The sequence below is a fragment of the Dokdonia sp. Dokd-P16 genome (genome assembly GCF_003095655.1).
Taxonomy (GTDB): domain Bacteria; phylum Bacteroidota; class Bacteroidia; order Flavobacteriales; family Flavobacteriaceae; genus Dokdonia.
The window spans coordinates 3,342,064-3,365,544 of record NZ_CP029151.1; the positions used below are offsets into that span (position 1 = coordinate 3,342,064).

The window sequence follows — 23,481 nt, forward strand, 5'->3', positions numbered from 1 at the left end:
TTAATGACCTTAACTAAACTAGTGGAATTTAGAAAACAGCGTGAGCTAGGCCAGATCATAAGTGATACATTCACCTTTTTACGCCGCAATGCAAAACCACTTCTTAATGTACTTGTGCGCACGTGTGCTATCCCTTTTATTCTCCTCATAGTTGCTGTAGGATTCTATACCAACGCTACGGCAGGCGCAAATTTCTTAACAAGTTTTGGTGATGGATCAGATATGAGCAGCTTCTTCATCTCGGTTGCATGCCTTGCCATTGTAGGTATTATATACAACTCAATGCTTTATGGAAGCGTTTCTGAATATATAAAAGCTTACATCGCTGGAGGTGACGTTCCAGATCCTACTACTGTAGTAGCTACTATTAAGTCAAAAACTGGAACCTTTTTAGGTCTAGGCTTTTCAAACTTATTAATCATACTAGTTGTAGCATTAGTTCCTGTAGGACTAGGTGGTGCCATATTTGCAACAGGATCTGAGGCGGTAGGTGTCTTGGTTGTCATACTAGCTATCTTTCCATTACTTTATGTGTATGTAAAGCTTAGTGTCATCTTTCCTGCACTTATAGACAAGAATCTTAGTATAAAGGAAGCTATAAAAGAGAGTTCAAGCTTGATTAAAAATGAATGGTGGATGACGTTTATAACGCTTATCATCATTGGTTTTTTAATTGGGGTAATTGGCTTTGTTTTTCAAGTTCCCGTGGTTATTTATACGCTTATTAAGACCATAACAAGTGTGCAATCTGGCTCTATGGGTGATCCAGCAGCACTTTTTGATAATGTTTATCTTGTGTTGCAGGTTCTTGCATCTGCAATGAACTATATCTTATACACTATACTCGCTATCTCTACAAACTTCATTTATTTTAACCTTAACGAGCGCAAAAATCAAACGGGAAGTCTTGATCAGATAAACAATATAGGCAGCACTAATGCGTAAACTGTGGTTGCTATGTATGCTGTTTCTATGTTCGCTTTGCGCGAAAGCTACCGCTATACAACAAACTCAAGAAGAAACTACTACAGAGGAAGTCGTTGAAGAGGAAGTAATCTATCCCGAAAACACCTATCATGATCCTCGTGGTATTCTTACTTATGATAATGGAACAGTAACACCGCTTCCCATCTCTGAAAATAGTCTTGATGAGTACAAACAAGACGACGAATTTAATTACAAAGAAGCGACTCCAGAAGATACCTGGTGGTCACGTTTCAAAAGAAAAATTGATGATCTATATAACGCTTTCATACGCTGGCTTACTGGTGGTAACGAAGCAACAGGTGTCTGGGCAGTCATAGTAGAACTTCTACCCTACTTATTAATTGTAGGTTTACTCGTATTCTTTGTATGGCTATTTATGAAAATAGATAGCGGTTCCTTATTAATGGAAAAAATAAAAGCTCCTGAAACGTTACTCTCAGATGATGAGGAGCTCATCCAGCGACCAGACCTTGATCAATTAATAGAACAGGCTATTGCTGCTGGTAATTACAGATTAGCTGTGCGTTTTTATTATCTACGTGTACTTCAGAAAATGAGTACTCAAGATCTTATAGATTGGCAAGTACAGAAAACAAATCATGACTATTTATTCGAAATAGAAGACCTAAACTTAAGAAACCAGTTCAGAAAAGTGACAGATATTTACGACTATATCTGGTATGGAAATTTTGAGGTCGATGAGACCGCTTTCGCGAAAGCAAAAACATCTTTCACCCAAATAAATAATCAGCTATGAGCAATAAATTTAAAGTAATTGCCGGTGTGCTGCTACTTGCTCTTGCACTCGTTATTTATATGGAGTCAAGTACTAAGGAAGATATAAACTGGTATCCAAGTTATACGAAGACAGATAAAATCCCTTACGGTACATACGTTTTACACGATCTGCTTGAAAATAACTGGCAAAAAGATAAGTTTAAGGAAGTACGTATACCTCCTTATGAGTTTATGTCAGATAGCACGGATGCGCGTGGTACTTATTTATTTGTAAATGATTACATCCTCTTTAGTGAAGATGAATCACTCAAACTTTTATCATGGGTAAGTGAGGGTAATACTTTATTTATTGCAGCAAGAGGTATAGGCGAGACTATACTAGATACCTTATCTCTAGAAACTGATCTTTATTATGATTATGATAATTTTGAGCGCAAGCCTCTTGTAAACCTTGTAAATCCAAGTTTACGAAGAGCAGCTCCGTATTATCATGATGTAGAGACCACTGCTGGCTTTTTTGAAGAGGTAGATACCACAAATACGGTTGCCCTAGGAGAATTTGGCCTTATGGTTAATAAAGACACCATAACTGTAGCAGAACCTAGAATAAATTTTGTGAAGCAGGATTTTGGTAAAGGTGAGATTATCATCCATCTTATGCCTGAGACGTTTACTAACTATTTTATACTGAGAGGGGATAATTACACATACACAAAAAATGCGCTCTCCTATCTCGATCAGGATGATGTACTATACTGGGATAATCACTATAAAAATGGTAAAACTATTTATACGAGTCCGCTGTATATATTTTTTCAAAATAGATATTTAAAGTGGGCATATTACATCTTGCTCATAGGTGCCTTTTTGTGGGTAGTTTTTGAAGGAAGACGCAAGCAACGAGCCATCCCTATTATAAAACCACTACCTAACCAGACGCTCACATTTACAAAGACTATTGCCGGCATGTATCTTGACAAGAAAGATCACAAGAGCATCGTAAGTCATCAAATAAGTCATTTCCTAGAATTCATACGCAGTAATTATGCTCTAGACACTAATGTAATAAGTGAAGGTTTTATCAATAAGCTAGCATCTAAAAGTGGCAACACACTAGAGCAAACTAAATTACTGATTAATTATATGGTGGGTTTAAGAGCTAAACAAATCATAAGTCAGGAAGAATTATTAGAACTTAATAAACGTATAGAAGCATTTAAAAATCAAAAATAATGGACGATATCACACCACAAGATCCAGAAAATACAACAGAAGGAATCACTAATGCTACTCCTACTCCATCGCAAGATGTAAATCAAGCAGAAGAAGGAATTGCGTTTACTAATAGAATTCCATTAGAAGAACTACGCAACGCCGCCGAAGCAATACGAGCAGAGCTTGGTAAAATTATTATTGGGCAACACGAATTTATAGAGCTCCTCATTGTTGCTTTACTTTCTGATGGTCACGTACTCATAGAAGGAGTTCCTGGTATTGCAAAGACAGTAACGGCAAAGTTATTTGCAAGGACTCTAGACACACAGTTTGGACGTATACAGTTTACGCCAGATCTGATGCCAAGTGATGTATTAGGAACTTCTATTCTTAATATGAAAACGAGCGAATTCGAATTCAAAAAAGGCCCTATATTTTCAAACATCGTCCTTATTGATGAGATTAACCGTGCACCAGCCAAGACGCAAGCTGCACTTTTTGAATCTATGGAAGAACGCCAGATTACTATAGATGGCACAAAATATACCATGGAACCTCCTTTTATGGTACTTGCAACTCAAAACCCAGTAGAGCAAGAAGGAACATACGCTCTACCAGAAGCACAGCTAGACCGTTTTCTATTTAAGATTAAAGTAGATTACCCTACACTAGAACAAGAAGTTGCCATACTGCAGAGTCATCATGATCGTAAAGGTGGCGCTCCACAGAAAGGTATTAAGGCGGTACTTAATCCAGCTAAGCTTGCAGATTTTAGAAAGCAAACACAAGAAGTCCTTATAGAAGAAAAGATTTTAAACTACGTCGCAGAGATTGTTGTAAAATCTAGAACGCATCCACATTTATACCTAGGAGGTTCTCCTCGAGCATCACTAGCAATCATGAACGCTTCAAAAGCATTTGCTGCTATTTCGGGTAGAGACTTTGTGATTCCAGAAGATGTAAAACGTGCAGTTATACCAGTAATGCGTCACCGTTTAATACTCTCTCCAGAGCGTGAAATGGAAGGAATGACCACAGAACAAGTTATCGATATGATTGTTCAATCTGTAGAAATACCAAGATAGTATTGGCTATTATAAGATTTATAAAAGGTTTTTTTGTTCACCAGCGTTTGTTTTATGCACTGGGAGTTATCGGTGTGCTTTATTTGATTTCCTACTGGTTTAATGGCCTCTTTGGAATTACTAATATCTTATTGCTTTTACTGGTGCTCGCATTTTTTGTGGATGCATTAGTTCTTTTTCGCGCAAGCGGAAAAATAAAAGGTGTGAGAGAGCTACCAGAAAAATTCTCAAATAGTGATGCAAACGAGCTTCCTGTCATCCTTGAGAATAAATATCCGTTTGCAGTTACCCTTGATATTATAGATGAAATACCAGAACAGTTTCAAAAACGTGATTTTAGTAAAGTAATTGAGATACCAGCACGAGAGACAAGGTCATTTTCATATTCCTTACGTCCTACAGAGCGTGGAGAGTATACCTTTGGGCATCTTAATGTGTACGTGAGTACCAAGCTTAAACTTGTAAAACGTCGCTACCGCTTTGAGAAAGACCAGATGGTAAAGGTGTATCCATCTTTTATACAGATGAAAAAGTATGCATTTCTTGCCCTAGACAATAGACTTACTATGCACGGCATGAAAAAAATACGCCGTCTAGGACATACGATGGAGTTTGAGCAAATTAAAGATTACGTCCCTGGTGATGATGCTCGTACCATTAACTGGAAAGCAACTGCAAAACGCGCTAGCCTGATGGTAAATCAGTTTCAAGACGAGAAGTCACAACCTGTATATGCACTCATAGACGCTAGCCGCGTGATGAAGATGCCTTTTAAAGGATTGACACTTTTAGACTATGCAATTAATAGTACGCTAGCATTTTCTAATATTGCCTTAAAGAAAAAAGACAAAGTGGGCATGCTCACCTTTGCAGAGTCTATTAAAAATCACCTTCCTGCGAGTAGTAAGAAAACTCACTTGCAGACTATTCTAGAGGTGCTTTACAATATAGATACTAGGTTTTTAGATAGTGATTACGGTGCGTTATACAACCAAGTAAAACGTAAAATCACCCAGCGTAGCTTACTATTATTGTATACTAATTTTGAGCACATAACAGCACTTGAAAGACAGTTACCTTATTTAAAAGCGCTTTCGCGAAAACATGTCTTGGTGGTTATCTTTTTCCAAAACACAGAACTTGACCAGCTCATTGCAACACCTGCCGAAACACTTCCCGAGGTGTATCATAAAACGATTGCCCAAAAAGCAGATCTTGATAAAAAAGTAATGGTTGCACGACTTGAACAATACGGTATTCAAACCATATTAACTAAGCCAGATGACCTTACAGTAAATACTATTAATAAATATCTAGAGATTAAAGCAAGAGGCCTATTATAATCTGCCGATTTTTGCATTAGAATTCGGATAGACGAAGTCTTCTATATATATTTGTCCCTTAACTAAAATCACAACAAATGTCGTTGTCACCACTTCAAGCCATCTCACCTATTGATGGTCGTTATGCCTCAAAAACAGAAACTTTAGCTCCTTTCTTTTCTGAAGCCGCACTTATCAAATACAGAGTAAAAGTAGAAGTAGAATATTTTATCGCCTTGTGTGAGCTACCACTTCCGCAACTTGAAGATGTAGATAAAAGTGTCTTTACCGCTTTGCGCGAAATTTACCAAGACTTCACTACAGAAGACGCGCAGGCCATAAAAGACATTGAGAAAGTAACAAACCACGATGTAAAAGCGGTAGAATACTTTATCAAAGAAAAATTTGATGCACTTGACCTTGCATCTTACAAGGAGTTTATCCACTTTGGGTTAACATCTCAAGATATTAATAATACTGCAATCCCGATGTCTCTTAAGGACGCGATGAATCAAGTATACATTCCAGAATTATTGGAGGTTGTAGATCATCTTAAGCAGCTTGTAGATGAGTGGGCAAACATTCCTTTACTAGCTCGTACACACGGACAACCTGCTTCTCCTACTCGACTAGGAAAAGAAATTGAGGTTTTTGTAGTACGTATAGAAGAGCAACTTAATTTATTAAATGATATTCCTAGTGCTGCAAAGTTTGGTGGTGCTACAGGAAACTTCAATGCACATAAAGTAGCATATCCATCTATAGATTGGAGAGCATTTGGTAAATCATTTGTACATGACACGCTAAAAATGCACCACTCCTTTCCTACTACGCAAATAGAGCACTATGATCACATGGCTGCATTATTTGATGGACTTAAGCGTATTAATACGATTTTAATAGATCTTGATCGTGATTTCTGGACCTATGTATCTATGGATTACTTCAAGCAGAAAATTAAAGCTGGAGAAGTAGGTTCTAGCGCCATGCCGCATAAAGTGAACCCAATTGACTTTGAAAACAGTGAAGGGAACTTAGGTATTGCAAACGCTATTTTTGAGCACCTTTCTGCAAAGCTTCCTATCTCAAGACTACAAAGAGATCTTACGGATAGTACGGTATTAAGAAACATAGGTGTTCCATTAGGACATACATTAATAGGATTACGTTCTACCGTAAAAGGATTGAACAAACTATTAATAAACGAAGAAAAAATCGCTGCCGATCTTGAGAATAACTGGGCTGTAGTAGCTGAGGCTATCCAGACTATTTTAAGAAGAGAAGGATATCCTAATCCTTATGAAGCACTTAAAGCACTTACTAGAGTAAACAGTAAGATTACAAAGAAGTCTATGGCTGAGTTTGTGGATACACTTGAGGTAAGCGCGGCAATTAAGAAAGAATTAAAAGCAATTACTCCTCAAAATTATACTGGGATATAGTAGTTCGCTTTCGCGAAAGCGTTATAAAATTACAAAAGGGATGAGCACAATGCTTATCCCTTTTTTTTATGTATCAGGAAAATCGCAACTATACTATAAACCAAAGTACCGTAGAGACAATAAGTCCTACGATTGCGATAATTGAAGTCATGACTGTCCATGACTTAAATGTTTCTTTCTCTGTTAAACCTAGGTATTGCTTTACAAGCCAGAAGCCACTGTCATTTACATGAGAAAATATACTAGCACCTGAAGCTATTGCAATCACAAGTACTGCTAGCTGTGGCGCACTAGTTTCTGTTAGTCCTAACAACGGAGCTGTTATTCCAGCAGCTGTAATCATAGCAACCGTTGCACTACCTTGTAACACTCTTACAATAGCCGCAACGAGAAAACCGAAAACCACAGGAGGAAAGAAGTCTCCACTTAAACTTTCGGCAATCATTGTGCCTGCACCCGTATCTATCAATATTTGTTTAAAAGCTCCACCAGCACCCGTTAGTAAAATAATAACTCCAGCTGGATAGAGAGATTTTGTAGAAATATCAAGAAGCTCATCTCTAGTAAATCCTTTCTTAATTCCTAAGAAGTACCAAGCAACTACATTTGCAATGATGAGTGCCACAAATGGATGACCTAGTAAATCTGCTCCAAAAATGAGCCAACTAGGTAAAGTTCCTTCATCAAATAGCGGACTATTAAGTACGGTATTACACACGATTAAGAAAATAGGAATCGCAATTATAAGTAAAATGGTGCCGGCACTTGGTGCATTTGCGGGTACTTCCATTTCGGTCACCATATCTTCTGGTGATGTGATGTGCATTCTATTTGATAAATATCTTGCAAGCAACGGCCCAGCAATAACTGCAGCAGGTAAGCCAGCTAAAAATCCGAATATTATAACATAGCCAAGATCGGCACCTAAAATTTCGGCTACAGCAATAGGTCCTGGTGTAGGTGGTATGAAAGTATGCGTGATTGCTAATCCCGCAAGCAGCGGAATAGCATAGAGCAGTAAGGATTTTCCCGTTTTCTTCTGGAGTGCATATACGATTGGCATTAAAATGATAAATGCTACATCAAAAAATACAGGAATAGCCACAAAGAAACCTGTGAGCATGATTGCCCAAGGAGATTTATCTATTCCAAATTTCTTAAGTAAAGATTCTGCTAGTCGTTGTGCTCCACCTGAGCGCTCTAAAATGGCACCAAATAAAGCTCCTAATCCTACAACAGTAGCAACAAAACCTAGCGTTCCTCCCATTCCGTTTTTTACAGAATCGAGTATAGATTTCGGTTCCATACCAGCAACAACGCCCACAACGACACAAGTAATTAGTAATGCTAGAAATGCTTGTATCTTTAGTCGTAAAATAAGAAACAATAGCACTGAAATCCCCAGTATAACTGCCGCTAGTAATTGATAATCCATAAACCTATTGTTCTATAATTTGTTGTATTTTTCTAATGATGTCTTCTTTTGCTAAGGTCGCTTCCACATGAACACCATAATGGGGTACTTCTAGTGTATCAAACTGCGATTGCAGTAATGAAGGATCAAAGAAATGATTCTTTCTTGAAGCTAGGCGTTTGCTCAGTGCTTCAAAATTTGCATCAAGATAGATAAAGTTTTGTTTTGCTTTCGCGAAAGCAGATTCAGAAAATAGACGTTCTCTATAAACCTCCTTAAGTGCAGAGCAAGCAAGTACCGCTCCTTTATCACTTGACCACTGCTGTATCTCTAGTGCTAGACTATCGAGCCACGGCCATCTGTCGTCATCTTGCAATGGTGTGCCAGATGCCATTTTATCAACATTAGTTTGAGGATGAAAATCATCTGCATCATAAAATGGAATCTTTAATTGCTCTGATAACATCTTACCTATCGTACTTTTTCCGCAACCGGAAACGCCCATAACTATGTATACATTCTTCATTAAAATAAGGTATTTACTCCACCGCTTGCGCTATGAGGAATGTGCAGATTGATTCCTAATGCTGGATTGAGCTTCTCTATAAAGTATGCAGATAGTAATGTAGACTCGACCTCTACATTCTGATGAATAAAAAAGTGAACTTTACGCAAACCTAGACTCACCCAATACGTTAACCGCTCCACCCAAGCGTCTAGCCGAGCATAGTCGCTAGGATGATTTGCTCCTACATATCGTATAAAAGCCTCTCCATTTGTAAGACGCATATGCATAATATCGCGACGCCCAGCGGTATCTACGAGCACATTTGCCATGTTGCGTTCTTCAAGTAAAAGATAAAGACGCTCTGCCACTTCTGGATTGTTAAACCAATCTGTATGACGAAACTCTAAAGCAATAGGGAGATCTTCTGGCCAGTGATTTACAAAATTATCAACCCTGTCAAAATCTTTAGGCTGGAAGTTGTTATGCATTTGTAAAAACACAGTACCAAGCTTTTCCTTAAGGATTGTTGCGTGTTCTACATACTCTGGAATAAAGTCTTGTGAATCTATAAGCCGCTTGCGATGGCTTATCATATTTGTGATTTTAGGAAAGAATTTAAAACCCTCTGGAACCTTATCATACCACTTCTGAAATTGCTCCTTCGGAAATAACCTATAAAACGTAGCGTTAAGCTCTATACTATTAAACTGGCTTGCGTAATAACCGAGCTCATCTTTCGTACCTCTAGGATAAAAGCCTTTAAGCTCTGCTTTATTCCACTTTGCGCAACCTACGTAGACTTGTAATTCTTTGTTTTCCGCTTGCGCGAATGCATTTTCAATAACACCCCTAGTATCAGGATGATCAGGAGGTAATGTAAAATCAATTAACTCTGGTTGCTCAACTACGCCAAATTTCATAAACTCTATTTTGTGTAGCTAAGATAAGGTTACTGATGGAATTGAGGAGAAGACATCGAGATATGACTTTTAATACAAACCGCATTATTTATAGCATACACAAAAAAGCCGATTCATAATTTTATGAATCGGCTTTTTTTATTTTACGCTTTCGCGAAAACGGGCTATTATTTAATATATACTGTCTTTTTATTTACAAACTCCTGAATACCGTCTATGGAAAGTTCGCGTCCATATCCTGAAATTTTTGTTCCCCCAAAAGGAAGATTAGGATTACTCTTTACCATATCATTTACAAACACAGCTCCATCCTCAAACTGCGGAATCAATGTTTCCATACGTTCTTGACTCTCTGTAAAAATGGATACTCCTAGGCCAAAATCAGATTGGTTTACGAGATTTAATGCCTCCTCGTCAGATTTAAATGTAGTAACTCCTATTACAGGCCCGAAGGTTTCTTCTTTAAATATTGTCATCTCTGGTGTTACTCCCGTGACAATTGTTGGCTCAAAATAAGCTTTCTGTCTGTGACCACCTATTAGGACTTTTGCACCTTCGGCAATGGATTTATTGAGTTGATCTTCTAGCTCTTCGGCGAGGTCTTCACGTGCCATCACTCCTATGTAGGTATCTTCTTCCATAGGGTCACCAGATTTTAATTCTGTTACCGCTTTCGCGAAAGCTTCTAAAAACTTGTTTTCAATACTTTCATGAATTATAAGTCTCTTCCCAGCGATACAACTCTGCCCCGTATTTTGAAAGCGCGCTTGCACACACGTTTGTACCGTTTCCTCAAAATTACAATCATCAAAAACTACTAGAGCATTACTACCTCCTAACTCAAGAACAGATTTTTTAATCTCGCTTGCTGCTGTGCTTGCTACGGCAGCTCCTGCAGGCTTACTACCTGTAAGCGTTATTGCCTTAATACGAGAATCTCGGACGATATTTTCAATACGCTCACTACCTACCGCCATGTTTTGAAAACACCCCTTAGGAAGTCCTGCACGTTCAAATACTTTTTGAATATTTTCTGCACTTTGCATTACATTACTTGCATGCTTCAACACACCTATATTACCTGCCATAAGTGCTGGAGCAATGAATCTAAACACTTGCCAGAATGGGTAATTCCATGGCATTACAGCAAGTACAACTCCTATAGGTTCATATCGCACATAACTTTTTGAAGCATCTGTTTTTATCTCCTTAGGTGCTAGTTGTGATGGTGCATTTTCTGCATAATATTCACATACCCAGGCACACTTTTCTACTTCGGCAATGGCTTGAGAGATAGGTTTACCCATTTCCTTAGTCATCATCTCTGCATATTCGTGAGCATTTTTTCTTAGTTCTTTTGCTACATTATTAAGGTGTTGTGAGCGCTCTGCAAAAGTGGTATTGCGCCAAGAGAGAAACGTTTGTTGTGCATTTTCAATTTTGTTTTCTATCTCTTCTAAGTTAAGTGCTTTAATCTTGGCCACTTCAATTCCATCGTACGGATTTGTAGATACTATATTCATAGGTCATTTTTTTATAAAGTTAATACGCGTGTACTGTTTAATGAGAAAGCTTAAGAGCATTTTAACTCCCTTGTACTAAAAGGTCTTAACAAAATGTGAATTGATAAGGTTTTAAGAATAAATGCAGGAAAGAGCAGTATTTTTAGATAACCAATCAAAACTATGTCCTTACAAAATACAAAAACGTCTGTTACCGAAGCATTTCAAGATGCTGTAAGCAATTTTATCGATCAGCTACCACAAATAGCAATGGGTATTCTTATTGTCGTCTTGGGAATTTTAATTGCTGGGTGGATAGGTAGATTTGCTAGAAGAAGAATTTCTGCTAGAACTGAGGATCCTCTAATGAGTAAGTTTTTAGGTACGGCTATTAGATATACATTTATTATTATAGCTATAATGCTTGCACTGAGAGCTGCAGGTCTAGGCGGTATTGCTGCTGGAATCCTAACAGCAGCCGGAGCGAGTGCAGTTGTTCTAGGATTTGCTTTTAAAGATATAGGAGAAAATTTTATTGCAGGAATTATACTTGCCTTTAATAGACCCTTTGATGTTGATGATACTGTTGAGATAGGATCAAACTTTGGTAAAGTAAAAACTTTAGATCTTAGATACACAAAGTTAAAAACCTTTGATGGTAAAGACGTTTACATCCCCAATAGTGATGTACTTACTGAACCTGTTACAAATTATACAGAAGATGGCTTCTTTAGATGGGATTTTATAATCGGGATTGCATATGAGGATAATATAGAAGGAGCAAAAGAAACAGTATTACGAGCGCTAGCTAATGAACCTAACGTAATTAATGATGAGATACATGAAAACTTTGTCATTGAAGATGAACTTGCTACAAGTACAGTAAATTTAAAAGTATTCTTTTGGGTAGATACTAAAGACTTTAGAAAACAAGCTTTGATTACAAAAGGGAATGTAGTTCGCAATGTAAAAGAAGCACTAGAAGATGCTGGGTATTATATGCCTGCAGATATACAAGAAATTAAACTTTATGGCGGCGTGAAAGAATTTCCGCTTAGCCTTCGTCAGCAAGCTGACAAATAATAACTATCTTAATTAAAAATAAATACTATGGAAGTAATATTTGAATACCACGACGTAACTGCAAGTGCAGAATTAGAAGCTTTCGCGAAAGCGGAATTGAAAAAGTTAAGTGATAAATATCAATTTGCACATAGAGCAGATGTTTTTTTTAAAACTGAAAATACATCAAGTGATCAAACTGGAAAAATAGCTGGAGTACAAATAAGTATGCCTGGTCCAAGGTTGTTTGCCGAACATAGCTCTGATGATTTTTACCCATCACTAAAGGAAGCTATAGGTGAAGTAGAACGCCAACTTAGAAAAAAGAAAGAAAAAATGCAGTCTCACCACTAATATTAATCACCATGCCAACTGATATGACACTAGCAACAGATAATAATGAATTAATAGTAATATACTCTTCTGAATCAAGTATTGGGAAACAAACACTTGGTTATGCAAAAAGTAGCGATGCAAAACTCAATTTAATCAATATTGCAGAAGCAGGACTTACTGGAACGCAGTGGAGTGAAGTGGCAGATTTACTCGGTGCGAGCATAGACGAACTAGTTTCTAAAGACCATCCAGATGTAGATGACTTTGCTAAAGATGCAACAATGAGTGATGATCACTGGATTAAGTTTATACAGAATAATCCAAACGCTATTCAAAACCCTATATTAATACAGGGTAAACGAGCAAAGCAAATCACGACACCGTCGCAAGCTATGCAATTTATCGACGTTGACTCTGCCGGTCTTGAAAAACACAATGTAGGTGATAAACCAGAAATATCATCTAATACTGATGGTGAACACCAAGTAAATTAAATAAAATTAGTACAAATATAAAGAGCCACATATTTTATATGTGGCTCTTTTTTTATTAAAAACGTTTAAACTATTCTCCTTTAAAAGTATCTTCATTAAAGTCTCCATTAAAGGTGAAAGACTCTTGTTTTTTTCTTGAACGTTTTTTTGTTTCTTCTCCTTGTAAGTCTTCGGGAAGTTTATCAACATCTCCACCATAATATCCTACTGCTATACAAGTAGCTATATGGTAATTATCTGGGACGTTAAACTCAGACATTGCTTTCTTATAATTGACACCTGCCATTTGATGCAATGCTATGCCCATGTGCTGTGCTTGCGCAGATACGTTACCCATAAAAAGACCTAAGTCATGTAAGGCATGAAAACTCTCTTTATCATCATCATTAGTTTTTTTGTATCCACCTAGAAATAATGCCTGAGCATTTTTTGCCCATGATTGATTGAACTCATCAAGGCAACTAAAAATACGATCAAAAGCAGGAGTACCTTTTATTCCCCATATAATCAACCAGGGTTGTAGATTATTAGAACTAGCAGCCCATCTACCAGCTTCAAACATAGTACGCAGTTCCTCTTCTTTTATCACATCGCTAGAAAAAACCCTTGGACTCCATCTAGTTGCTAAAATTGGTAGTATTTCAAATTCAGTATTTGCTTTTTTCATAACTCTTTTTTTTACAAAAATATTTTTATGAATCAATATAGCTCACTTATTTAATAATAATTAACAAATACCAAAATTAAATTTAGACTATCGCAACAATTAAGGATTTCATTAACAATAATGTAATAAATGCTGTGATTTTTTATCACAAATACTAGAATCTTTACTTTGTGTTAAGTTTGTGATAATAAGGCGTTAATAATTGCTAAATCCCTTGAATAAGACATATATATTGGTATTTTTGCGGCTTGAATATTGTCAAAACAAATACTTTATTATGAAAAAAATTTCACTTGCTATAGTTGCCCTTGTTGGAATGCAATTAGCATCAAATGCACAAGAAACACTTGATACTCCTACAAACGACTTTAATAAGTGGTCTGTTGAGCTTACTGGTGGTGTAAACAAACCTGTAAGACCAGTTGCTTCTGGATTTTACTCAAACACTCCTTCTCTTTATACTGTAACTGGTGGAGCGAGATACATGTTCAACGAAAAATTTGGACTTAAAGGAGGTGTTGCTTACAACAGCTTCAAAAATGATGATGATAGCCGCGAATTTGATACTGCACTTTACAACTTTTCTTTAGAAGGTGTTGTAAACGCTGGTAATATTCTTGGTTTTAGAGAGTGGACAGATACTTTTAATGTACTTGTACATGGAGGTATGGGATATTCTGCACTAACAACTGACGCTCCTGCTGTTGAAAGAGATTTCGGCGATGCAGATCAAATGTTAAGCTTTATGGTTGGTGTAACTCCACAAATTAAACTTTCAAACAGAATCGCACTTGTTGCTGATCTTACTGCTGTAGGTAACGTACGTCAAGACTTAACTTTCAATGGTACTCCAGCTGGAGGAACTAGAGGATTTGATGGTTTTTATGTAAATGCTACTGCAGGTATTAACATATACTTAGGTAAAGCTGAGAAGCATGCAGATTTCTATTCTAGTGCAAACACTACAAAAGAAGAACTTGCAGACTTACAAAACCGTCTTACTAAAGTAGAGACTGATCTTATCGATACTGATCAAGATGGTGTTGCTGATTACTTAGATCGTGAGCCTAACACAATTTCTGGTGTAGCTGTAAACACTAAAGGTATCGCTGTAGACAAAAATGGAAATGGAGTTCCTGATGAATTAGAATCTTCTTTAGATGTACGTTACGCTAAGAAAGGTGATATCGTTACAACTCAACCAGAAATGAAAACTGGTGGAGACGTTATCAAGAAACTTATCAATGAAGGGTACGTAAATGTATACTTCCAGTTCAATAGCACTAAGCCTGAAACTTATAGCTTAGAGTCAATTAACTACCTAATCAAGTACATGTCTGAGAATTCAGGTGCATCTGCTCAATTAGTTGGATATGCTGACGAAATTGGAAATACATCTTCTAACCAAGGTCTTTCTGAAAGAAGAGCTCAAAAAGTAAAAGATATCATGGTAGCTGCAGGAATTTCTGCTAGCCGTCTTACTGCAACTGGAAACGGTGAAGATGCATCTGTAGATAAAAATTCTGCTCCTGCACGTCAGTTAGTACGTAGAGTTACTTTTAAACTTAACTAGTCGCAAGATTATTTTAAGTGTTAATTGCAGAGCCTCCGATTTATCGGGGGCTTTGCTCGTTAATAAAGTATTGAGAAGTTATGGTATATCAATTGCTAAGCGTCTAATCATTGCTTAACTTTAAATAAAAACAAAGTGTTATGAATGATAGACCAAACGATATTAAAAGGATTAGACCGGAAATACCTAAGGCAAGAGTACATGACCAAATGAGTAGTGAAGAGCGCTTTCAGAATGCTACGCTTAGACCCATCGTAAAGCTTCAAAATCCGCTACTTATAGAAGTATTTAAGTCATACATTATAAAGAGAAAGAATGTCTTTCATAATTTGAGTTTAGAAAAACGACTACTGTATATTGAAAATGCAGTAAATAAGGATATGAAATTTCGTAATAGTGTGCGAGGTATGATTGTAGGTCACTTTACTGTAGATGAATATCTACAATATAATATAGATTCCTCGGCTTACAATAAACGTATCGCCAACTTAATAAGGGAACGCCTCATAAGTCAAGTTCAACTCTTTGACAAACCTAAAGAAACAATAGACATCTTATAGTTATGCAAATACCAACAGACGTACCTAAACCGCAAAATAATAGCCCTATAGATCCTTCATCACCTATAGAGCTATTAATATTTATAGTACTACCAGTCCTGTTGATTATTGTTTACTTCGTAAACAGAAAAAGGGTCAAAAATAAAAACCAGCAGAAATAAAACTAGAGTAATGATTCCCCATTGAGATCGGTAGTCAGCACATCACTCATATAATCAAAAAATGGTCTCAGTAACCTAAAGTGACTCAAGGCTATCTTTGTGAAATCTGGAGAAGTAATTTCTTTATCAGTAAAATTCTTCCTTACTACAAAGTTCTTAAGCCTGATTAAATCAATATTTGGATCATTTACGTCAAAACCTCTAGGTGCTGTCTTGACAGGATTCCATGCATCAAAGGAACCTCCAAACGCTTTCGCGAAAGCGGTATCAGAAAGAATCTCACGTATCTCACTAGCATCCATTTGAAATTCTGTGCGTATACGTTTTAAATCGGCTGGTTCTGGATTGAAAAAACCGCCTGCTATTGCAGATTTATTACCAGGCTCAATTCTTAAATAATATCCACCTCGACGGTGTGCTCCTACTCTACTAAAACTTGCAGAACGATGCACATTATAAGGAGTTTTGTCATTACTAAACCTCACATCCCTATTAATACGAAAGACCTTGAGTTTCTCAATTTCGTCAGTCTCATTAAGTCCATCTACTATAGATGCATAAACTTGCTTTAAGGCTTTCTCACTAGCCTGATAATCTTTCTTGTGCTCTGTCATCCAATCACGTGTATTATTCTCTCGTAAGGATTCTAGAAAAGATAAAGTAGATTGAGGTATCGAAGTAGTCATATATTGTTTTTGCTGAATTACTAAATTAGTTATCTAATAGTAGAGTTGCAATCCTTTACCTTAAGTAAGGGATGCATTATCAAATGTAATGGCATTAAAAAACCATCACATAAATGTGATGGTTTTAATATTGTCAATTTGATAATAAATTATGCATGTTGTAAATCATGCTTTCCCTCTTTAATTTCCTCAATCAACTTTGCATTAAATGCTGGTAAATCATCTGGATTTCTACTTGTTACTAACGCTTCATCAACTACAACCTCCTTATCGACCCACAGAGCTCCTGCATTTTCTAAGTCAGTTTTAATACTATTAAATGAAGTCATTGTTCTTCCTTTTACCACATCTGCCTCAATTAATAATTGTGGTGCGTGGCAAATTGCTGCTACTGGCTTACTTTGCTTGAAAAAGTCTCTAATAAAGATGAGCGCGTCATCATTACGTCTTAATTTATCAGGATTGATAACTCCTCCTGGTAACATTAGTGCATTATAATCCTTTGCACTTACATTATCTAATGTATCTGTTACATCATAAGAATTAGACCAATTTCCATCTGCCCATCCTTTTATAGTTCCAGCTTTCTCACTTATTATATCTACAGTGAATCCTTCGGCTTTCATTGCCTCCATTGGTGATTTTAACTCACTTTCTTCAAATCCGTCTGTTGCTAATATTGCTACTCTCTTATTCATAATCTTTCTATCTTTTAGTTATACAATTAATTATGATACAAAGATACTAGGACACTCTAACTGCGGCCGTTAAAGAGATTATAACAAAAACAAGCTTTGGGTTAAACCTTTATTAATACAATGGACAATCTGTTAAGATTGTTAAATCTGGACATTTTGAAGTAATAATCCGCTGGCTTGAGCAATTCTTGTCAATTTAATATCATTGCTAGCGTCTAGCGTTTTCTTGAAGAAATCTAAATCCACATTACCCTCGCCTATATCAAAAAGCATTCCCATCATTAATCTTATTTGATGCCTCTTAAAACCTTTACCGCTTACGCGAAAGGCAAAACTTTCCTTAGGAAAAAAATTTGCCGTATATAAATCATTGGGCACTATAACAGATGAAGATATATTACCAATAGTCTTTGTTTCTGGGTTAGGCTTATAAGTATATGACCTAAAGTCATGTTCTCCTTCAAATAATCGCGCAGCCTCTTTCATCAACTCAATATCAAGTGATCCAGCGATATTAATCATATATGGAGCAGCAAATGGATGATTTTTTTCTCCGTAAGAAAATAGATAAACATACTCCTTAGCTATAGGAGCATCCATCACATTAAATTTCTTATCTACTTGTGTTATCTCGAGACACCTAATATCTTGAGGTAAATTATCATTAAGGAGCTTGAGAAATCCTTCCTCAGGGAGCGGACTATCATTTAAAAACAACTCAACATAAGCCACATTTGCCGAAACCTTTGCGTCTGTTCTTCCAGAAGCGAGGAATTTAAAGTTTTTACGATCTAATACATATGAAAAAGTGCGTTCCATCATACGTTCTACAGTAAGAACATCTGGCTGTTTCTGCCAGCCATGATAACGAAATCCTAGGTATTGAATCTTAAGAAGGTAATAAAAGCGCTTATCAAACATTCTTCAAAAGTAATTGCCTTACACCAATTAAAGTTTGATAATTAAAAAATAATTGTAAATTAAAACACAATTAATCAAAAACCAATCTCTATGACGACTTCTCAAAAACCCTCCACGCTATTTTGGGTAATAGCAATTGTATTACTCCTATGGAATTTTATGGGAGCAAGTGCTTTTATAGTAGACAATTTCTTTACAGATACACTCACCGGCACTTATAATGAGGAGCAAATGGCTGCTATAAGTTCAACACCTATATGGTCAAAAATATTATACGGCATTTCGACAATAGGGGGTCTCCTTGCTGCTATATTATTGATTACTAGAAGAACAAAAGCTGTTCAAGTATATGCTATATCTCTTATAGCTGTAATTATACATACAGTATACAATATAGGTTTTGCAAGCGCTATGGAACTTTTTGGCGTGGGCGAAGGACTCATATTTCCACTCGTCATTATTGTACTTGCGATTTTTGAATATTGGTGGAGTCGTTATAGCGCATCAAAAGGATGGCTCAAGTAAGCTCCAGCGCACATCATTTGAAGAGCTATCACAATTAATGCGGTAGCTCTTTTTGTTTGTTATGGATTCACAATCAGTATTTTTAACTTATGAAGCATATCAATGGATTTTTAGCTACGCCACCACTTTGGACACAAACAGCATTTGGCCTTTCCCAGTTTGAAATGCCTAGCATTAATCTTTCAACATTCATTGCGCAGCCTATTCCTTCTAAACTTAGATTAGGCCATCAAATTGAATTTATATTCAAACAACTCTTAGACCACACAGAGCGCTACACAGTGCTAGCACACAATATTCAGATTTTAAGAGGTAAGAACACTATTGGAGAATTAGATTTTATAGTAGAAGACCGCTTTCGCGAAAGCAAAAAAATCCACATTGAACTTACCTACAAATTCTATATTCTGGATGACACGATTAAAGAGCCTATACATAGACTTATAGGACCCAATAGAAAAGACAGTTTTTTTACCAAAATGGAAAAAACGAGAGATAAACAGTTACCTCTTATTTTTACTCCAGAAGGTCGATCTACTCTCTCAACAATTAATATTAATCCTGACGAATTAGAGCAACAAACCTATTTTCTTGCGCAGCTCTTTAAACCTTACGGCAAGTTATCAACTATTATTGAGCCACTTAACGAGCAGTGTATTGTTGGATATTGGATACGTATGGAAGATTTCAACAACTGTGATTTTAAGCGATACTCTTTTTATATAGCACTCAAAAATGAGTGGCTGCATGAGCCCCATCTAGATAGAGATTACATAGACCATAAAAATGTACTTAAACTCATAGTTGATAAACATATCGATAAAAGAGCACCGCTATTATGGGTCAAAAAGGAAAATAATATGCTAGAAAAATGCTTTGTAGTTTGGTGGTAAAATTGCTAATTCTTAAGTTTAAAGGAGTCTTAGAGTGCAATTTATAAACAGTCAACTTTCAGTATAAATTATAGTTACTAGAAAAGTGAATTTTTATAATTTGGAATTAAAACAATTCATATTGAAAAAATACCCTTTCGACCCTTCCGTAAAACATCAACTTATTATAGCCTTAGGCATGGCTTTATGGATTTTTACATTTCTATATTTTACGGAGCCACTTGATGTTTCTCAGTTACATGATAGTGAACGTCTATTTATCTTATCACTTTACGGTCTTCTGGGCGCACTTTGCTATGTTACCATACTTCCATTTCAATACTGGCTATTTAAAAAAACTAAAAACCAATGGTTACTCATTAACGAGATTAGTTTTTTTCTTGTGTTTGTTATTTGGTCATTTGTCGTAATGCGTAGTTTTTACATGTATGTAGTAGTACGTGGCGAACCTAATCCATACTCTCTTTACTACTATCTAACTTCTATTTTTCTTCCATCAGTTCTTACTATTTTCCCTATAGTTCTTATAGGACGTTTTGGTTTTGGAAAGTATAAACAAAAGCAGATTGAAGAGCAAAAAATAGAAATAAAAGGTGATGGTAATTATGAAGGAATCAGGTTATTCCCATCAGATTTAATAGCATTAGAAGCGTCAGATAATTATGTAGAAATTCATTTTCAAGACAATGGTGCATATAGAAAACAATTAATTAGAGCTCGATTATCTCACCTAGAAAAATCACTGCCTAGTATGATGAGAACGCATCGCTCTTATTTGATAAATCCATCGCATTTTTTATCCTATAAAACAGAAACTGGTAAGTTAGGTCTCGTTCTCTCGCATGAAATCTTTATACCCGTGTCTAAAACTTTTGCACTTAGCACAAAAGAAGCCTTAAATTTTACCACAAACTAAGGACATCTCACCCCAAAGCACTGTATTTATTGAGTTTGTTGATTTTGTAATTCTAGATTTGTCTCATCAAGTATTTAGAATTAATCTTTAAAATCATCTATTATGAAAACACTTATCACACTTTCAGTAGCCGTTTTTTTTCTTTTTTCAGCTTTCGCGAAAGCGCAATCTACTCAAACGTGCAACTGCGTGAAGGAACTCTCTTTTATTAATGAACAAATAAAGGAAATGACTTCATTTAAGAAACAAATGAAAGGAGATAAACTCTCAGAATACACAACCACCATAAAAAAATTAGAGCGAGAAGTAACTGAACAAATGAATGTGACAGATTGCTTTTCTAAGCTCAACACGCTACTATCTGTTGTAAAGGACAAACATGCTCACATACGCCATATGAAGCCTGTAATCACCTCCGAAATGGTAGATGAGAATGTAGCATTGAACCGTTTTCGCGAAAGCGAACTATTTAAGAATCATCCTAAGACCAGTACAAGTATTGAAGAGCTTATCGCAACATTATCTGAGAAGTCTTTTGAAAGTCTAGAAGGTATTTATGAAAGAAAAGATTCTATGACCGTAGGCGTTATTAAGAAAGGTGATGCTTATGAAGGAGTTGTACTTACCTCTAGTAATAAAGGCTGGATTCCTGGGCAAATCGCTTACAGAATTACTCCAAATGGCGAAAATATGTATGATGTACTTACAAGCGATATTCCAGGCGGTAAGTTAAGATATGTGAGAGGTTTATTACATTCTAATGGACGTCTATGGCATCTTAAAAAAGAAGCAACAAATATGATTTCTGAGGTAAAGCAAGACCAAGCCGACTGGGAATTTAAACAACTTACGCCAGACACGCAGTATGTATATATGGGTACTTTTTCTAATAACGAAGAAAAAGTAAGTGCTTACAAGAAATTTTATGAAGAAACAAAAGATAAGTTTACTGCAAAAAATATTATCGTAGATCTACGTGATAATTCTGGAGGTAATTCTAAATATTCAGATCCATTTTATAAAATATTTAAAAAGAACAAAATGAATGTTTATGTTGTTACAAACTTCTGGTGTGGAAGTAATGGTGAGCAATTTACTCTAAAATTAAAAGGATTAAAAAACGCAAAACATCTAGGACAGAGAACTTATGGAGCTCTTGCTTATGGTTCTAATTATGGAAATCTAATTGAATCACCATCTGGTCATTTTGCAATATACCCTACAGATATGAATTTTCATAAATTTATCAATTATGAATATGTAGGTGTACAACCAGAAATCAAATTAAGTTTTGATAAGAACTGGATTACTCAAACCTTAGAAATTATAGCAAATAACAACTAATTAAGTGTGATAGCTGGTCAACTGGAGAAGTAGTATTGTTGCTACTTCTCCATTGATTTTTTATTTATGTCTGGAGATAAGAGTTTTCTCTACGTCACGTAAATGGAAACCTTTTGCTTGTAATAACACCATGATGTGAAAAAGAAGATCTGCACTTTCATTTAAGAATAAGTGATCATTATCATCCTTTGCTTCTATTACAACCTCTACTGCTTCTTCTCCTACTTTTTGAGCTACCTTATTGATACCGCTATTAAAAAGTGATGCTATATATGAGTCCGCGTTGTCCTTATTATTCCAACGATCTTCTATAATTTCTTCTAGCTCGGTTAAAAAACTGAAGTTACTTTTATTGCGCTCTCCCCAGCAGGTATCTGTTCCTTTGTGACACGTAGGTCCTTGTGGTGTTACCTGGATAAGCAGTGCATCATTATCACAATCGTTCTTAATGTTATCTAGCAATAAGTAATTTTTAGTCTCCTCTCCCTTTGTCCATAGACGTTGTTTAGAGCGACTAAAGAATGTTACTTTATTTGTAGCAATTGTTTTCTCATAAGCTTCATTATTCATAAAACCTAGCATCAAGACATTCTTAGTTCTTGAATCTTGAATGATTGCTGGTACGAGACCATTCTCGTATTTTTTAAAATCTATTTCCATTACTTTTTTTTATGAACGAGTGTTATGATCTCATCGCTATTCCTTGCGAAGTTAACTCTTGTTTTAAATCTGTTATTTCTATTTCTTTAAAGTGAAACACACTTGCCGCTAGTGCTGCGTCTGCTTTACCTTCTATAAAAGTATCTGCAAAGTGTTGCATGTTTCCCGCACCACCACTTGCGATAATCGGTATATTTAAACTTTCAGAAAGTCTTGCTAGTGCTTCATTTGCAAATCCGTCTTTTGTACCATCATTATCCATTGAGGTAAATAAGATTTCTCCTGCTCCACGAGTTTCTACCTCTTTTGCCCAATCAAAAAGATTTAGTTCTGTAGGTACTTTACCGCCTACTAAATGTACTATCCACTCGCCATCTATAAACTTTGCATCTATAGCTACTACGATACACTGAGAACCAAATTTTGCTACTAATTCATTTATTAATTCTGGTCTTTTTACGGCACTAGAATTAATAGAAACTTTATCTGCTCCATTTTGTAATAAGATATCTACATCTTCTACAGATGAGATTCCTCCTCCCACTGTAAATGGGATATTTACTTGTGAAGCTACTCGCAATACTAGGTCTGCAAGGGTCTTACGACGTTCTTCTGTTGCAGATATATCTAGAAAAACAAGCTCATCTGCACCAGTGTTAGAGTACAGCTTTGCAAGCTCTACTGGATCACCAGCATCGCGCAAGTTTACAAAGTTAGTTCCTTTTACAGTTCTACCATTTTTAATATCAAGACAAGGGATAATTCGTTTTGTAATCACGCGGAACGTCTAAAAGATTAGTATTTAAGGATGCAAATTTAAATAAAAGTGCCGCTACTACCCCACAAAATGAA

25 protein-coding genes are annotated in these 23,481 nt (G+C 36.1%); 15 read left to right on the top strand and 10 right to left on the bottom strand.

What is annotated here, in order from left to right; all coding sequences use genetic code 11:
- The first annotated feature begins 3 nt into the window (after positions 1–3).
- From DCS32_RS14850 to purB, 6 genes are all read left to right on the top strand, one after another.
- Complete coding sequence (locus DCS32_RS14850) at positions 4–945, top strand: glycerophosphoryl diester phosphodiesterase membrane domain-containing protein (protein WP_108878992.1); 942 nt, start codon at positions 4–6, stop codon at positions 943–945.
- Positions 938–1,744 carry a DUF4129 domain-containing protein gene (locus DCS32_RS14855; protein WP_108878993.1) on the top strand — a complete coding sequence of 269 codons (807 nt, stop codon included), beginning with the start codon at positions 938–940 and terminating at the stop codon, positions 1,742–1,744. The genes DCS32_RS14850 and DCS32_RS14855 overlap by 8 nt, the downstream gene beginning before the upstream one ends.
- Positions 1,741–2,958, top strand: coding sequence for a DUF4350 domain-containing protein (locus DCS32_RS14860; RefSeq protein ID WP_108878994.1), 1,218 nt, complete (start codon positions 1,741–1,743; stop codon positions 2,956–2,958). The genes DCS32_RS14855 and DCS32_RS14860 overlap by 4 nt, the downstream gene beginning before the upstream one ends.
- Positions 2,958–4,025: an AAA family ATPase gene (locus tag DCS32_RS14865; RefSeq protein WP_108878995.1), complete on the top strand. Its 1,068-nt coding sequence runs from the start codon at positions 2,958–2,960 to the stop codon at positions 4,023–4,025. Before DCS32_RS14860 ends, DCS32_RS14865 begins: the two co-directional genes overlap by 1 nt.
- A gap of 2 nt (positions 4,026–4,027) precedes the next feature.
- Entirely contained in the window at positions 4,028–5,368 is a 1,341-nt protein-coding gene (locus DCS32_RS14870; protein WP_108878996.1) for a DUF58 domain-containing protein, read from the top strand.
- Positions 5,369–5,445: 77 nt separating this feature from the next.
- Entirely contained in the window at positions 5,446–6,789 is a 1,344-nt protein-coding gene (gene purB, locus DCS32_RS14875) for an adenylosuccinate lyase (protein WP_108878997.1), read from the top strand.
- Between the two features lie 88 nt (positions 6,790–6,877).
- On the opposite strand, the gene DCS32_RS14880 is transcribed toward purB, so the two are convergent.
- The 4 genes from DCS32_RS14880 to DCS32_RS14895 form a co-directional block, all read right to left on the bottom strand.
- Positions 6,878–8,224: a GntP family permease gene (locus DCS32_RS14880; RefSeq protein WP_108878998.1), complete on the bottom strand. Its 1,347-nt coding sequence runs from the start codon at positions 8,222–8,224 to the stop codon at positions 6,878–6,880.
- 4 nt (positions 8,225–8,228) lie between these two features.
- Entirely contained in the window at positions 8,229–8,729 is a 501-nt protein-coding gene (locus DCS32_RS14885) for a gluconokinase (RefSeq protein WP_108878999.1), read from the bottom strand.
- Positions 8,729–9,631, bottom strand: coding sequence for a DUF72 domain-containing protein (locus tag DCS32_RS14890; protein ID WP_108879000.1), 903 nt, complete (start codon positions 9,629–9,631; stop codon positions 8,729–8,731). Before DCS32_RS14890 ends, DCS32_RS14885 begins: the two co-directional genes overlap by 1 nt.
- Positions 9,632–9,798: 167 nt before the next feature.
- Positions 9,799–11,154, bottom strand: a complete 1,356-nt coding sequence (locus DCS32_RS14895; RefSeq protein WP_108879001.1) for an NAD-dependent succinate-semialdehyde dehydrogenase — start codon at positions 11,152–11,154, stop codon at positions 9,799–9,801.
- A gap of 162 nt (positions 11,155–11,316) precedes the next feature.
- On the opposite strand from DCS32_RS14895, the gene DCS32_RS14900 reads away from it, so the two are divergent.
- Genes DCS32_RS14900 through DCS32_RS14910 form a run of 3 tightly spaced genes read left to right on the top strand, consistent with a single transcriptional unit; the run spans position 11,317 to position 13,025 of the window.
- Positions 11,317–12,216, top strand: a complete 900-nt coding sequence (locus DCS32_RS14900) for a mechanosensitive ion channel family protein (RefSeq protein ID WP_108879002.1) — start codon at positions 11,317–11,319, stop codon at positions 12,214–12,216.
- Positions 12,217–12,243: 27 nt separating this feature from the next.
- Positions 12,244–12,549 (top strand): ribosome hibernation-promoting factor, HPF/YfiA family, encoded by a 306-nt coding sequence (gene hpf, locus DCS32_RS14905; RefSeq protein WP_108879003.1) that lies wholly within the window; start codon positions 12,244–12,246, stop codon positions 12,547–12,549.
- A gap of 11 nt (positions 12,550–12,560) precedes the next feature.
- A complete protein-coding gene (locus tag DCS32_RS14910; RefSeq protein ID WP_108879004.1) occupies positions 12,561–13,025 on the top strand; it encodes an arsenate reductase family protein in 465 nt (154 codons plus the stop codon).
- A gap of 70 nt (positions 13,026–13,095) precedes the next feature.
- Here the strand turns inward: DCS32_RS14910 and DCS32_RS14915 are convergent, their stop codons facing one another.
- The gene (locus DCS32_RS14915) at positions 13,096–13,692 is read right to left on the bottom strand and encodes a nitroreductase family protein (RefSeq protein WP_108879005.1); all 597 of its coding nucleotides are present in this window, start codon (positions 13,690–13,692) and stop codon (positions 13,096–13,098) included.
- Positions 13,693–13,969: 277 nt separating this feature from the next.
- On the opposite strand from DCS32_RS14915, the gene DCS32_RS14920 reads away from it, so the two are divergent.
- Both DCS32_RS14920 and DCS32_RS14925 read left to right on the top strand, forming a co-directional pair.
- Positions 13,970–15,265: an OmpA family protein gene (locus DCS32_RS14920; protein ID WP_108879006.1), complete on the top strand. Its 1,296-nt coding sequence runs from the start codon at positions 13,970–13,972 to the stop codon at positions 15,263–15,265.
- A gap of 140 nt (positions 15,266–15,405) precedes the next feature.
- Entirely contained in the window at positions 15,406–15,825 is a 420-nt protein-coding gene (locus tag DCS32_RS14925; protein ID WP_108879007.1) for a glyoxalase, read from the top strand.
- A gap of 163 nt (positions 15,826–15,988) precedes the next feature.
- Here DCS32_RS14925 and DCS32_RS14935 read toward each other — a convergent pair whose 3' ends face one another.
- The 3 genes from DCS32_RS14935 to DCS32_RS14945 form a co-directional block, all read right to left on the bottom strand.
- Positions 15,989–16,672 carry a DUF2461 domain-containing protein gene (locus tag DCS32_RS14935; RefSeq protein ID WP_108879009.1) on the bottom strand — a complete coding sequence of 228 codons (684 nt, stop codon included), beginning with the start codon at positions 16,670–16,672 and terminating at the stop codon, positions 15,989–15,991.
- A 149-nt stretch (positions 16,673–16,821) separates the two neighbouring features.
- Positions 16,822–17,370: a type 1 glutamine amidotransferase domain-containing protein gene (locus DCS32_RS14940; RefSeq protein WP_108879010.1), complete on the bottom strand. Its 549-nt coding sequence runs from the start codon at positions 17,368–17,370 to the stop codon at positions 16,822–16,824.
- A gap of 141 nt (positions 17,371–17,511) precedes the next feature.
- Complete coding sequence (locus DCS32_RS14945; protein WP_108879011.1) at positions 17,512–18,291, bottom strand: tRNA pseudouridine synthase A; 780 nt, start codon at positions 18,289–18,291, stop codon at positions 17,512–17,514.
- Between the two features lie 90 nt (positions 18,292–18,381).
- On the opposite strand from DCS32_RS14945, the gene DCS32_RS14950 reads away from it, so the two are divergent.
- The 4 genes from DCS32_RS14950 to DCS32_RS14965 all read left to right on the top strand — a co-directional run bounded on the left by DCS32_RS14950 (position 18,382) and on the right by DCS32_RS14965 (position 21,969).
- Entirely contained in the window at positions 18,382–18,816 is a 435-nt protein-coding gene (locus DCS32_RS14950; RefSeq protein WP_108879012.1) for a hypothetical protein, read from the top strand.
- A gap of 89 nt (positions 18,817–18,905) precedes the next feature.
- A complete protein-coding gene (locus DCS32_RS14955) occupies positions 18,906–19,709 on the top strand; it encodes a DUF1853 family protein (RefSeq protein WP_108879013.1) in 804 nt (267 codons plus the stop codon).
- Between the two features lie 121 nt (positions 19,710–19,830).
- Positions 19,831–20,625, top strand: coding sequence for a LytTR family DNA-binding domain-containing protein (locus tag DCS32_RS14960; protein ID WP_108879014.1), 795 nt, complete (start codon positions 19,831–19,833; stop codon positions 20,623–20,625).
- Between the two features lie 102 nt (positions 20,626–20,727).
- Complete coding sequence (locus DCS32_RS14965; RefSeq protein ID WP_108879015.1) at positions 20,728–21,969, top strand: S41 family peptidase; 1,242 nt, start codon at positions 20,728–20,730, stop codon at positions 21,967–21,969.
- 60 nt (positions 21,970–22,029) lie between these two features.
- Here the strand turns inward: DCS32_RS14965 and hisIE are convergent, their stop codons facing one another.
- Both hisIE and hisF read right to left on the bottom strand, forming a co-directional pair.
- Positions 22,030–22,629, bottom strand: coding sequence for a bifunctional phosphoribosyl-AMP cyclohydrolase/phosphoribosyl-ATP diphosphatase HisIE (gene hisIE, locus DCS32_RS14970; protein ID WP_108879016.1), 600 nt, complete (start codon positions 22,627–22,629; stop codon positions 22,030–22,032).
- Between the two features lie 22 nt (positions 22,630–22,651).
- Entirely contained in the window at positions 22,652–23,407 is a 756-nt protein-coding gene (gene hisF, locus DCS32_RS14975) for an imidazole glycerol phosphate synthase subunit HisF (protein ID WP_108879017.1), read from the bottom strand.
- Between the last annotated feature and the right edge of the window lie 74 nt (positions 23,408–23,481).